This is a genomic window from Actinoallomurus liliacearum (genome assembly GCF_039542035.1).
GTDB lineage: Bacteria > Actinomycetota > Actinomycetes > Streptosporangiales > Streptosporangiaceae > Actinoallomurus > Actinoallomurus liliacearum.
Genome location: NZ_BAABHJ010000005.1, coordinates 116,203 through 128,304 on the forward strand (window position 1 = coordinate 116,203; position 12,102 = coordinate 128,304).

The 12,102-nt window shown below is 72.9% G+C and carries 13 protein-coding genes; 8 read left to right on the top strand and 5 right to left on the bottom strand.

All coding sequences use genetic code 11. The features are described 5' to 3' along the window. Nucleotides 1–125: 125 nt before the first annotated feature. The 3 genes from ABD978_RS43810 (at nt 126) to ABD978_RS08255 (ending at nt 1,464) form a co-directional block, all read left to right on the top strand. The gene (locus ABD978_RS43810; RefSeq protein WP_364435415.1) at nt 126–293 is read left to right on the top strand and encodes an aromatic-ring hydroxylase C-terminal domain-containing protein; all 168 of its coding nucleotides are present in this window, start codon (nt 126–128) and stop codon (nt 291–293) included. A 118-nt stretch (nt 294–411) separates the two neighbouring features. Beyond that, the gene (locus ABD978_RS08250) at nt 412–894 is read left to right on the top strand and encodes a carboxymuconolactone decarboxylase family protein (protein ID WP_345350972.1); all 483 of its coding nucleotides are present in this window, start codon (nt 412–414) and stop codon (nt 892–894) included. Nucleotides 895–978: 84 nt separating this feature from the next. Then, nucleotides 979–1,464 (top strand): carboxymuconolactone decarboxylase family protein, encoded by a 486-nt coding sequence (locus ABD978_RS08255; RefSeq protein WP_345350975.1) that lies wholly within the window; start codon nt 979–981, stop codon nt 1,462–1,464. Nucleotides 1,465–1,741: 277 nt separating this feature from the next. Here ABD978_RS08255 and ABD978_RS08260 read toward each other — a convergent pair whose 3' ends face one another. Both ABD978_RS08260 and ABD978_RS08265 read right to left on the bottom strand, forming a co-directional pair. Then, entirely contained in the window at nt 1,742–3,262 is a 1,521-nt protein-coding gene (locus tag ABD978_RS08260) for a serine/threonine-protein kinase (protein ID WP_345350978.1), read from the bottom strand. A 110-nt stretch (nt 3,263–3,372) separates the two neighbouring features. Beyond that, nucleotides 3,373–4,452: an MFS transporter gene (locus ABD978_RS08265; protein ID WP_345350981.1), complete on the bottom strand. Its 1,080-nt coding sequence runs from the start codon at nt 4,450–4,452 to the stop codon at nt 3,373–3,375. Between the two features lie 194 nt (nt 4,453–4,646). On the opposite strand from ABD978_RS08265, the gene ABD978_RS08270 reads away from it, so the two are divergent. Then, nucleotides 4,647–5,258: a hypothetical protein gene (locus ABD978_RS08270; protein WP_345350984.1), complete on the top strand. Its 612-nt coding sequence runs from the start codon at nt 4,647–4,649 to the stop codon at nt 5,256–5,258. A gap of 86 nt (nt 5,259–5,344) precedes the next feature. Here ABD978_RS08270 and pdxR read toward each other — a convergent pair whose 3' ends face one another. Beyond that, a complete protein-coding gene (pdxR, locus tag ABD978_RS08275) occupies nt 5,345–6,766 on the bottom strand; it encodes a MocR-like pyridoxine biosynthesis transcription factor PdxR (protein ID WP_345350987.1) in 1,422 nt (473 codons plus the stop codon). 112 nt (nt 6,767–6,878) lie between these two features. Here pdxR and ABD978_RS08280 point away from each other — a divergent pair, with 112 nt between their 5' ends. Beyond that, nucleotides 6,879–8,174: an FAD-binding oxidoreductase gene (locus tag ABD978_RS08280; protein WP_345350990.1), complete on the top strand. Its 1,296-nt coding sequence runs from the start codon at nt 6,879–6,881 to the stop codon at nt 8,172–8,174. A 23-nt stretch (nt 8,175–8,197) separates the two neighbouring features. On the opposite strand, the gene ABD978_RS08285 is transcribed toward ABD978_RS08280, so the two are convergent. After that, on the bottom strand, nt 8,198–8,569 hold the full coding sequence (locus ABD978_RS08285; RefSeq protein WP_345350993.1) for an ArsR/SmtB family transcription factor: 372 nt from the start codon (nt 8,567–8,569) through the stop codon (nt 8,198–8,200). A gap of 96 nt (nt 8,570–8,665) precedes the next feature. On the opposite strand from ABD978_RS08285, the gene ABD978_RS08290 reads away from it, so the two are divergent. From ABD978_RS08290 to ABD978_RS08300, 3 genes are all read left to right on the top strand, one after another. Then, nucleotides 8,666–9,568, top strand: coding sequence for a cation diffusion facilitator family transporter (locus ABD978_RS08290; protein WP_345350996.1), 903 nt, complete (start codon nt 8,666–8,668; stop codon nt 9,566–9,568). 111 nt (nt 9,569–9,679) lie between these two features. Beyond that, nucleotides 9,680–9,976, top strand: a complete 297-nt coding sequence (locus ABD978_RS08295; protein ID WP_345350999.1) for a hypothetical protein — start codon at nt 9,680–9,682, stop codon at nt 9,974–9,976. A gap of 76 nt (nt 9,977–10,052) precedes the next feature. Then, nucleotides 10,053–10,943 (top strand): alpha/beta hydrolase, encoded by an 891-nt coding sequence (locus ABD978_RS08300; protein WP_345351002.1) that lies wholly within the window; start codon nt 10,053–10,055, stop codon nt 10,941–10,943. A gap of 43 nt (nt 10,944–10,986) precedes the next feature. Here the strand turns inward: ABD978_RS08300 and ABD978_RS08305 are convergent, their stop codons facing one another. After that, the gene (locus ABD978_RS08305; protein ID WP_345351005.1) at nt 10,987–12,078 is read right to left on the bottom strand and encodes a carboxylate-amine ligase; all 1,092 of its coding nucleotides are present in this window, start codon (nt 12,076–12,078) and stop codon (nt 10,987–10,989) included. Between the last annotated feature and the right edge of the window lie 24 nt (nt 12,079–12,102).

Here is a 12,102-nt window from a genome sequence, read left to right on the forward strand (position 1 = left end):
CTCTCGGTTTCGTCTTGCCTCTGCCGCTCATGTGCGACTACTGGGACGGTCCAGCCGACGCCGGTCTCCGCAACCCACAACCCGGCGCGCGGCCGAACCCCTTCGCACCGGAGCATTGACCTGGGGTGTTGTGCATCGTTCGATTGAGAACGCCCTCACCCCAACGGCCTCCAGATCGCCCTGACGGCTACGTCGCCTGGGCGTCTCCCGACAACGGGTCGGCCGATTCCGCCGGCCTGTCCGACGCGCTCACCGACTGGTTCGGCCCGCAGGTCGCATCCGTCGGCGCGTAACCCGACGGCCACGTCCTTGACCCGTCCGGTAGGGCGACTGTGTGACGCACGTCACCGTCACAGGGGTGGGGCCGCCGGCATCTCTTGTTCGACCGGATGCAACAGCAAGGAGCGCACGATGACTGCTCGTTTGAACCTCTTCGGCAACCCGGCCGCGACCGCGGCCAAGGCCGCGCAGCACTTCGGCCTGGCGAGCAAGACGATCCTTCAGGAGTCGACGCTGCCCGCCGCGACCCAGAGGCTGGTGGTGCTGCGCGCCAGCCAGATCAACGGTGATGCTTACGCCACGGACGTGTGGACCAAGAACGCCGCGCACGCCGGAGAAGACGCGACCCGCGTCAACCTGGTCGCGGCCTGGCGCGAGACCACCGTGTTCACCGACGCCGAGCGCGCCGCCCTCGAACTCGTCGAGCAGGGCACCCGCATCGCCGACGCGGCCGGCGGCGTCACCGACGAGGCCTGGGCGAACGCCACCAAGCACTATGACGAAGACCAGCTCTCGGATCTCGTGATGATGATCGCCCTCATGAACGCCACCAACCGCATGAGCGTCATCGTCCGCCAGCCCGGCGGCGGCTACCAGCCCGGCAACCTCGGCTGACCACGAGCAGCCGGCCTGGCCGCTTCGTAATACGCCGCGCGAACCATCCGCGCGGTGCCCACCCCCGACAGTGAGGACCACGTCATGGAACCCCGTTTCGACCTGATGACCAACCAGCTCGGCGCGAAAATCGCCAAGCGGATCTACAACGTCGCCCTGGCGATCGTCCAGTCGCCGCTGCCCGAGGCCACCCAGAACCTGGTGATGCTGCGCGCCAGCCAGATCAACGGCTGCGGCTTCTGCGTCGACTACCACACCAAGGACGCCACCGCCGCCGGGGAGGACTCGACCCGGCTGAACCTGGTCGCCGCCTGGCGCGAGTCGACGGTGTTCACCGAGGCCGAGCGCGCGGCGCTGGCGCTCACCGAGGAGGGCACCCGGATCGCCGACGCCCACCCCGGCGTGTCGGACGAGACCTGGGCGAAGGTGCGCGAGCACTACGACGACGATCAGATCGCCGCCCTGGTCTCCCTGATCGCCGTGATCAACGCCAACAACCGGCTCAACGTGATCGTGCGCAACCCCGGCGGCTCCTACCAGCCCGGTCAGTTCGCCGGAATGGCCAACTGACCGGCAGGTCGATCGCGGCCCGGCCCAGGATCACCCGATCCGGCCGGGCCCGCACACCTCACGCAGCGACGTCCACGAGAATCCGGAAGCGGTTATTCGCTCGACTCGCCCGCAGATGAGGTCGTGCGTACCTCGACGCAGTTTCCGCCGCCCGTACCCCCTCCTCCGGAGGGTCTGGGACTCAGGAGGTGTGGAACGACGGCAAGAAGGAGACGCGTCCCCGCCCTGGGTGTCGCGGAACCGGTAAGGCGTGACGCGGCCGTCGGCTGTGGAGGTGTCAGCTGAGGAGGCGGACGAGTCCGCCGGCCCAGGTGTTGAGGAAGCCGACGGTGCTGTGGACGGCCCAGTGCTGGGTCAGGTACCCCACCGTCTCGACCAATGCGATCCACACGGCGACGATGAAGAGAGTCGAGCCCGTGGCGATGCCCCACGACTCGAGGTCCTCCTTGAGAACGCTTCCTCCGATGTTGGCGCCGAGCGCGCCGAAGGCCGCGCCGCCGAGGACGGCTCCCGCGAAGAAGTCTCCGGCGAGCGCTCCCACGAGCAATCCGACCGGAAGACCGACCACGAGCACGATCGCCTCGGTGAACAGCGGGAGCGCGACCACTCCCGCGCAGCGGGTGACCCTCATTCCGGCGACGGCCACGATGGCCGCGACGCCCAGGGGGAGCAGGAATGCTCCGGTGAGGTAGGACCCGTCCGCGGCGGGATGGGCGGTGCCCATCCCCAGGGTCAACGGCAGGAGGAACGCCAGCAGACCCAGCGCCGAGCGGACCATGAAAGGCCACCACCGCCGTGGCTCAGGGGCGTCCGCCGGTCCGACCTGCCCCGTCACTGCCACGCGATCCTCGCGGGTGTCGGCGGGAAGCTCCGACGAGGTGGCCGATACGCCGGCCGTGCCCTGCCGGGATGGACCGACGTCCGTCGCCTCGCCGGGGCCGGCCTCGGTCGCGGGGTGCTGGGCCGGGACCGGCGTTCGCATGGCGTGGAGGCGATCCAGGGCCTCCTCCGCCGAGGGGCGGTCGGCCGCGGCGGGCGCCAGGAGGTCTTCGATGAGCTCGGCCAGCGTCCCCGAAGCCGGTTCGAACAGCGGGCGTTCATAGAGCGTGGCGTGGACCGTCGCACCCGGATTGTCGCGGCGGAACGGCGCGCGTCCCTTGAGCGCGAAGTAGAGGGTGGCGGCCAGGCAGAACAGGTCCGACGCCTCGACCGGAGGCTGCCCGCGCAGGCGTTCCGGATCGAGGTAGCCGGGGGTTCCGATCAGCGCGCCGCTCTGGGTGAGGGTCGTGTCGTCCGCGTGCACGGCGATGCCGAAGTCGACCAGCGTCGCGTCGCCGGCCGCGTCGATCAGGATGTTGCCCGGCTTGAGATCCCGGTGCAGTACGCCGTGGTCGTGCACGAACCGGAGCGCCGTCACCAGTTGCCCGGCGAGCGCGGCGGTGCGCTCCTCGGTGAGCGGGCCGTCCCGGTAGACGGTCTCCTTGAGCGAGCGTCCCTCGATGAGGTCCATCACCAGCCAGGGGAGGCCATCGACGGTGATCAGGTCGCGCACGGACACGATGCCCGGATGCGGGGGCAGCCGGGCGAGCGTACGGCCCTCCCGGCGGGCGCGCGCCGACAGCTCCTCGGGGATCTCGGCGGCGTCGGTCGCGGGCAGAACGAGCTGCTTCAGCGCGACGTCGATCTCCAGGTGCCGATGGTGGGCACGCCAGACCCTGCCCATGCCGCCGGAGCCGAGCTGTTCCTTGAGGACGAATCGGCCGTCGATGACATCTCCGGCGCGATAGTCGCCTCCCACCCCGTGCTCCCCTTCCCCGCCGCATCGGCCTCCGCTCCGCCGGAGTGCGCTACCGACCTTGCATCAGTGCGGTACCGCGCGCAAGGCCGTTGGTCGCAGCGAGTGGATCGTCATCGTTCCGCGACCTGTTCGGGCTCCGGTCGTTTCCCGGAGGGCACCGCCGCGACGAGCAGGAGGGGGACGGCGGCGAGGGCGAAGAGCGGGCCGGGGCCCGCCCAGGCGGAGCCGAGCGCGTAGGCGGAGTAGGTCAGCACCGCGACGACCTCCGATCCGAAGCCGGCCAGCGAGGTGACGGTCGCCCGGGACTCGTCGCCGATCTGGTCCTGCAGCCGCGCGTCGGTGTTGCTCATCGCCCACTCGAAGGCGCAGAAGGCGACGGCGACGGGCGCCATCCCCGCCGCCCGGCCGCTCGCCGCGCCGAGGGCGAGGCATCCGGCGCCGAGGGCGAGGATCGGGGCGGGCCATCGCGTGCCGCGTCCGGCGAGCCAGCCGCCCGCCGTCATCCCGGTCGTGACCAGCAGGACGAGTAGCGGCGCGACGGACGCGGGAGCGCCGGTCGACCGGGCGAGGAGGGGGACGTACTCGTCGAGGGCGCCGGCGACGCCCATCAGCACCGAGACGATGAGCAGCGACCGGCGGACCGACGGCGCGCGGCGGACCTCGGCGAGGCCGTCCCGCACCACCTGCCGGTACGCCGGACCTCGCTCGGCGCGGCCCCGCGAGTCGGGCAGCGTGCGGGCGGCCGCCGCGCAGAGCAGGCAGGCGGCCACGCTCGCGACGCCCACGGCGGGGTATCCGCCGACGGCCAGGACCGGTCCGGCCAGACCGGTCGCGGCCGACACCGCCAGCATGCCCATGGCGTGCGTCCGGCCGATGACGCGTGGATAGGCGTCCGACGCGCCGGACCGCGTCAGCTCCTCGTACACCAGGGCCTGCAGGGTGCCCGAGCGCAGTGCGCCGCCCGCGCCCCAGAGCACGAAGCCGAGCGCGAACGCGAGGTATGACGGGACGAACGTCCAGAGCGCGAAGCCCGTGCCGGTGAGGATCGGCGCGATCGTGAGCAGCGACCTGCGGGAGAAGAGGTCCGCCCATACCCCCGTGGGGATCTCCAGCACGAAGGAGGTCACCGACCAGATGACGAACAGCGACGAGATCGCGGCGGCGGACATCCCGGCCTTCGCGAACAGCACGGCGTAGACCGGGTACAGCAGGACGAAGTCCTCAAGGAACGCGTAGGCGTACAGCCTGCGCGCGAGTCTCGACTCAGTTGAAGATCAATGTCGTCGTCTCATGGCGGCAGCGTACGACGGCGGCATCCCGCAGGAGAAGCTCTTTTCCGCAGGGATCGACTCTTCTGTCGGCGGGGCGGGCCAGAATGCCGGGCATGCCCAGGAGCGCTACGCCGGTGACGCCGCCGCCCGCGGCCTCTCCCGCCGGTGAGACCAACCGCTACGTCGCCAAGGTCAAGACGTCCCTGACACGGCGGTGGTCGCACACCCGGATGAAGGACCTGTACGACCAGGCCGACCTGGCGAGGTACCTCTGGGCGCTGGAGCGGGAGGCTGAGGCGCTCGAGATCCTGCGGTCGGTGACCTCGGCGGTGCCGGTGCCGGGCGCGTCGCCGAACTACAACGTCTGGTCGCCGGTCGTCACGATGGACGCGCTGGAGGCGCGGATCTGCCGGCTCGCGGGGGACGAGGCGGCGGCCGTGGTGCCGGTCGGACGCATCCTGGCCGATCCCGGGCTCGCGCCGAACCGCGACTTCATCGTCGAGGAGATCGCCGACGCCCCGGCCGCGCTGGAGCAGGCGAACGCGGAGACGTCGGTGAAATGGGCCTGCCACCGGCTGTCCCGGAAGGTCGGCTCGCTCATCCACCTCCACGAACTGGCCGTCGCCGGCCACCCGTACGGCGAGTGGTACGACGCCGCGGAGGTGAACCGGCTGATCGTCGAAGGACGGGCCCTCCTGGCCGCCCGGCTGTCGGCGGCCGCCTGATCCCGCCGGGCCGAGACTGCCGGATGCCGCACCGGTCAGGCGGCCGCCTGATCTCGCCGGGCGGAGGCCGCCGGACGCCGCACCGGTCAACCGGCCGGGGGGAGAATCCGGCACAGCGCCTCGAGGGCCGCCTCGTACCCGTGGTCCGGTGGGGTGGCGTAGCCGACCACCAGGCCGTCGGGGGCGGGCATCGTGGCGGCCGGGTGGCGGAAGTCGGCGAGTCCGTCCAGGGCGATCGACCGCCGGGCGGCGGCCTCGACGGCGGAGCGCTCGGTGCCGGGCGGCAGGTGCAGGACCGCGTGCAGCCCGGCGGCGACGCCGGTGAGGGCGATGTGCGGGGCCCGGGCCGCGAGGGTGGCGACGAGGCGGTCCCGGCGGGCTCGGTAGCGCTGGCGCATGCGGCGAATGTGCCGGTCGTAGTGGCCGGAGGCGATGAAGTCGGCGAGGGTCAGCTGGTCCGTCGCGCTCGCCCAGGCCTCCCGCTCGCCCTTGGCCGCCAGCACCGGGTCGACGAGATGGTCGGGCAGCACCAGCCAGCCGAGCCGCAGCGCCGGTGACAGGCTCTTGCTGACCGAGCCGAGATACACCACCCGCTCGGGGTCGAGGCCCTGGACCGCGCCGACGGGTTCGCGGTCGTACCGGAACTCGCCGTCGTAGTCGTCCTCCAGGATCAGGCCGCCGCAGGCGCGGGCCCAGTCCACCGCGGTCACGCGCCGCTCCGGGTGCAGAGGTCCGCCGGTCGGGAACTGGTGCGCCGGCGTGATCAGCGCCGTCCGCACACCCTTCAGGGACCTCAGCTCGTCGGTCCGGGCGCCGCACTCGTCGAGCGCGAGCGGGACGGTGCGCACGGAGGCGGCCGCCAGGAGATGGCGGTGAAAGGCGAGCCCGTACGACTCCACCGCCAGCGGGCCGCGCAGGACCCGGCCGCCGAACAGCAGGCGCAGCGCGTGGGCGAAGCCGGAGCACACCACGATCCGGTCGGGCGTCGTACGGACGCCGCGGGCGCGCGTCAGGTACTCCGCCAGCGCGTGGCGCAGTTCCGTACGGCCGCGCGGGTCGCCGGGGCCGAACGCCTCGTTCGGCGCGGCGTTCAGCGCGCGGCGGGCGGCGGCCAGCCAGGCCGAGCGCGGGAACGAGGCGGCGTCCGGTTGCCCCTGCCGCAGGTTGTGCGCCGACGGGGCCGGCCGGGCGGCTGCCTTCTCCGGCACGCGCGGGGACCGGACGGGCTCGGCGCGCGGCGCCACGCGGGTGCCGGAGCCCTGCCGGGCGATCAGCCATCCCTCGGCGACCAGCTCGGCGTAGGCGTCGGCGACGGTGTTGCGGGCCAGCCCGAGATCGGCGGCGAGGGAGCGGTACGGGGGGAGCCGGGTGCCCGGCGCGAGCCTGCCGTCCCGTACGGCCTCCCGCAGCGCGCGGATGAGGACCGCGCGGCGGCTGCCGGGACCGGTCAGGTCCAGATGCAGGTCACTGCCGATCCGCTCCGCCGAATTGACCCATGAATCCGCCACGGAAATGAACCTTATCCAAGGTCTTTCCCGCTCCTAGTGTGGTGATCACGACCGAAGCCGCCGACGCGCCGCAGCACGTCGCCGCCTGATTCGAAACGAGAAAAGGACGATCATGACCGCCCTGAAGTCCGTCGTTCGCGGCCGGGTCCTGCTGCCCGGTGACCCCGGCTTCGACGCCGCCCGCCGGCCCTGGAACCTGGCCGTCGAGCAGCCGGTGGCGGCCGTGGTGGAGGCCGCCGACGCCGAGGACGTCGCCGCGCTCGTCCGGCACGCCCGCTCCGCCGGGCTGGGCATCGCCACCCAGCCGAACGGGCACGGGGCCACCGGCCGTACCGAGGGCACGATCCTGCTGCGCACCGGGCGGCTGGACACCGTGGAGATCGACCCGGCCGCCCGCCGCGCCCGCGTGGGCGCCGGCGTGGCGTCGGGCCGGCTGCAGGCCGCCGCCGCCCCGTACGGCCTGACCGGCCTGCCGGGCAGCTCCCCGGTCGTCAGTGTCACCGGCGTCGCCCTCGGCGGCGGGCTGAGCTGGTTCGGCCGCGCGCACGGCTGGGTCGCCGACAGCGTCACCGCCCTCGACGTCGTCGACGCCGAAGGACGCCAGAGGTACGTCACGGCCGAGACCGATCCCGACCTGTTCTGGGCCCTGCGCGGCGGAGGCGGTGACTTCGCGATCGTCACCGCCCTGGAGTTCGCCCTGCACCCCGCGCCGCACCTGTACGGCGGCCGCGTCCTGTGGACCGCCGAGCACGCCCCGGAGGTGCTGGACGCCTACCGGCGGATCACCGCGACCGCGCCGGACGAGCTGACCGTCTGGCTGGACCTCCTGCACTTCCCCGGTTCGGCCCCGATGGTCGCCGTGGACGCCACCTACCTCGGCGAGGAGGACCGGGCCCGCGACCTCCTGCGCCCGCTCGACCGCCTGCCCGAGCCGCTGTCGGACTCCCGGCGGATCATGCCGGTCTCCGAGCTCGGGACCATCACCGCCGAGCCCACCGACCCGGGCGCCGGCCTCTCCCGCGGCGAGCTGCTCACCGACCTGGACGACGTCGCGGCCAAGACGCTCCTGGCCGATCCCATCGCCCCGCTGCTCAGCGCGCAGATCCGCCACTTGGGCGGCGCGTTCACGCGGCCGTCCGACTCCCCGCACGGACCTCTCACCGAGTCCTACGCCCTCTACCTGTTCGGTCTCCCGACCGACCCGGCGACCGCGCGGGCGGTCACCGCCCGGCAGCGGGCGTTCGCCGAGAACCTCCCGGTCAGCGGCCGCAAGCCCCTGACCTTCCTCAATCCCGGAGAGACGGCGGCCGACGCCTTCGCTCCCGACGCGCTGGCCCGGCTGCGCGACGTCAAGGGCCGCCACGACCCGTACGACGTCTTCCGCAGCAACGTCCCCGTCCGGCTCTGACCTTCTCCGGCGCGGCGGCCTCGTCAGGCGGTGGCGGCGCCGCGCCGGGGGAGGTCGGTGACGCCGAGGCGCCGGTGCTCGATGTGGCTGATCGCCTCGTCCAGCAGCGTGGCGACGTGGTTGTCGTAGAGCTGGTAGACGATGCTGCGGCCGTGGCGGTCGCCGGCGACCAGGCCGAGGTGGCGCAGGTAGCGGAGCTGGTGGGAGACGGCGGAGCGCTCCATGTCGATGGAGTCGGCGAGCTCGCCGACGGAGCACGGGCCCTCCCGGAGGCGGCTGAGGATGCGCAGCCGGCTGGGGGTGGCCAGCGCCTGCATGGTCTCCGCGACGCTCTTGGCGAGGTCGGCGTCGATCGGCCCGGTCGGGGTCCTGTGTCCGTCAACGCCGTGTCCCATGTCGCCATGGTAACCACGGTGTACATGTGAACACCTCTTCACGCGATCACCTATTATGGAGGCGACCACGCGCCGGGAGAAGAGGAGTGGGCCACCGTGACATCCGCCGTCGTCGAGCGTGATGAGGCCGCCGACCGTAGAGCGGCCAACCGGGCCATGGCCGTGTCGGCGGCCGGTCTGTCGGTGACCGCCCTCATCGAGATCGTCCTGGCCCTGGTCACCGGCTCGGTCGCGCTGCTCGGCGACGGCCTGCACAACCTGTCCGACGTGTCGACGTCGGCGGTGGTCTTCCTCGGCTTCTGGATCTCCCGGCGGCCCGCGACGGCCCGTTACCCGTACGGCTACGAGCGGGCGGAGGACCTGGCCGGGCTCGGGGTGGCGCTCGTGATCTGGGCGAGCGCGCTGTTCGCCGGGTACGAGAGCTACCACAAGCTCGTCGGCGGCGCGGCGACGACCGACGCCGGGCTGGGCATGGTCGGCGCGGCGCTCGGCATCGTCGGCAACCAGATCGTCGCCCGGTACAAGCTGCGGATCGGCCGCCGGATCCGGTCGGCGACGATGATCGCCGACGCCAAGCACTCCTGGCTCGACGCGATCTCCTCACTGGGCGCGCTGATCGGCCTCGCGCTCGTGGCCGCCGGGTACCGCTGGGGCGACCCCGTGGCCGGGCTGGCCGTCACGCTGTTCATCTGCCACGTCGGCGTTGAGGTCACCCGCGATCTCGTGCACCGCCTGATGGACGGCGTCGACCCCGACCACCTGGAGGCCGCGCGGACGGCCGCCGCCGGGGTTCCGGGCGTCGGCGCGGCCGAGGTCCGGGCGCGCTGGATGGGCCGGACCCTCGCCGTCGAGGTCGAGACCCGCCTCGACGACGGCCTCAGCCTCCTGGACGCCGACGGGATCAACGCCGAGGTGGAGCGCGCGGTGCGCGTCGCCGTGCCCGACGCCGGTGACGTGCACGCCCACGCCCATGCCACACGGCCGGCGGGCGTGGCCTGAGGGCGCCGGACGCCGTCCGAGATCGTCACTGGGTGTTTCCGCCTGGTTCGTGCGGGTACACGCAGCGCGGCGAGGGGGTGCAGGTAAAGACCCAGAAGGAGGCGAGTGATCGTGAGCGACACCGGCAAAGACCGCCCGCCGGAGCCCGACCGCGGCGTGGGCGCGCACTCCGGCCATGAGGCTCAGCCGCAGGAGCGCGTGGTCCCCGGCACGATGAGCGCGGGGGAGGGGTACGACACCGAGGCCGAGGGCACCCGGCAGGGCGATCCGCTGTCCGGCGTCGAGACCCGGCCCGGCACGGCGTCCCGCGAGGCGGGCCTGACCGGCGACCGCGCCGCAGACACCGGCCCGGCCGATGAACACGCACCGGACACCAACCCCGACGGCACCCCGCGCCCCCGGGACTGAGGGGCCGCCCTCCGGGTGAACCCCGGACCGCCGGCGAACGTCTCTTCTGCTGAAGCGACGGCGAGAGGCGGTCCCCATGGTGTCCAGACGTGCCTTCCTGATCGGCGGTGCCGGGTTCGGCGCGGTGGCCGTCGCGGGAGGGGTCGGCGCGATCCTCGTCGAGGAGGACGTGCTGCCGGGGAAGGTGTCCTTCGACCGGGCCATCGGGCGCTGCGGGTCCCTGCCGGCCCCGCCGCGCACACCGGGCATCGTCCAGCCGCAGACCTTTCGTTCCCGCCGGCGCGGGACCGACGTCACGGCCGTCGTCGTGCTCCCCGCCGGCGTCCGGTCGCTGTGGCGCCTTCCGGTCGTGGTCGCCCTGCACGGCAACGGCGGCTCCGCGACGTCGGCCGCGAACGGCCTCCGGCTCGACCGGTATCTGACCGACGTCGTGCGCACCCGCGCGGTCGCGCCGTTCGCGCTCGTCGCGGTGGACGGCGGCCCCGACACGTACTGGCACCGGAGGAAAAGCGGCGATGACCCGCTCGGCATGATCACCGAGGAACTGCTGCCCCGGCTGGGCCGTCAGGGCGCCTCGACGGACCGGTTCGGGGTGATCGGCTGGTCGATGGGCGGCTACGGCGCGCTCCTGCTGGCCGAGACGGTCGGCGCCCCCCGCATGGCCGCCGCCGTCGCCTCCTCACCGGCGCTCTTCCCCTCCTACGACAACGCCCGCCGGACGAACCACCGGGCCTTCGACGACGCCGCCGACTTCGCGCGGGGTGACGTGTTCGCCGGACTCGGCCGGCTGGCGGGAGTGCCGACGCGCGTGGACTGCGGCACCAGCGACCCGTTCGCGCCGATGGTGCGCCGGTTCCGGAAGCGGCTGCGCCCCGAAGGGGGGATGAGCGGCGGGTGCCACGACGGCGCGTTCTGGCTGCGGCACCTGCCGGATCAGCTCGCCTTCCTCGGTGATCACCTCCGTTGAGAGACGTTCTCGGGACTCCAGTGTTCTCAGGACTCCGGCGTTCTCAGGACTCGAGCGTCCGGGTGACGGCGTAGGCGACCACCTCGGACAGGTCGCCGGTCCGCTGGTGGACGTCCCACTGCTGCTCGGCGCCGTTGCCTCGTTTGAGTACCCCGAGCAGGAGACCTTCGACCGTGATGAGGTCACCGGTCTCCGCCAGGACCGGCGCGGTGTGCTCGACCAGCGCCCGTACGACGGACTCCGCCGGCGCCGGACGGCCGGTGAGCGGGTGCACCAGGTCGTGCCGGAGACCGGACCGGGCCGCCCGCCAGGTGGCGAGTTTCAGCTGGGACGTGCGCACCGGCGGCGCCGGCTCACCGGCCCGCCAGGCCCGCGCGGCCGTCTCCACCAGCGCGCCGACCAGGGCGGCCACCAGCAGGGTGTCGTCCATCAGCAGGCAGACGTCGGCGATCCGGATCTCGACCGTGGGATAGCGGCGGGACAGCCGGGCGTCGAAGTAGATCATCCCCTCGTCGAGGATCGCGCCGGTGTTCAGCATCTCCTCAACGGCCGCCCGGTAGGACGCCGCCGTGCCGAACGGCTCGGTCGGGCCGGACGACGGCCAGCGCCCCATGACCTGCCGGCGGTAGCTGGCGTACCCGCTGTCCGTGCCCTGCCAGAACGGGGAGTTCGCGCTCAGCGCCAGCAGGGCCGGGAGCCAGGGACGGATCCGGTCGAGCACGGCGACGCCCTCATCGGCGGACTCCACCGCGACGTGGACGTGGCACCCGCAGATCAGGTGCTCGGCGGCGGTGAGGGCGTACTCCCCGGCCATCCGCACGTAGCGCTCCTCGGGCGTGACCGTCGGCCGTACCGGCAGGGGTGAGGTTCCGAGCGCGGCGATCGCCACCCCCTGGTTCCGGGCGGCCGCCGCCGCGACGTGGCGTTGGTCGCGGATCTGGTCGGCGAGTTCGGTCATGGACGAGCACGGGCGGGTGCCCGTCTCGAGCTGTTCGCTCTGCAGCTCGTGCTGCAGCAGCCCCCCACCGCCGTGCGGCCCGCGCCGGAGTACGGCGTCGGCGGCGGCACGGGGCCTCCCACTGTTCGGGTCGACGAGGATGAATTCCTCTTCCACCCCCACGGTTCGCGTATCCACTATGACCTACTGTGCTGTTTTCTG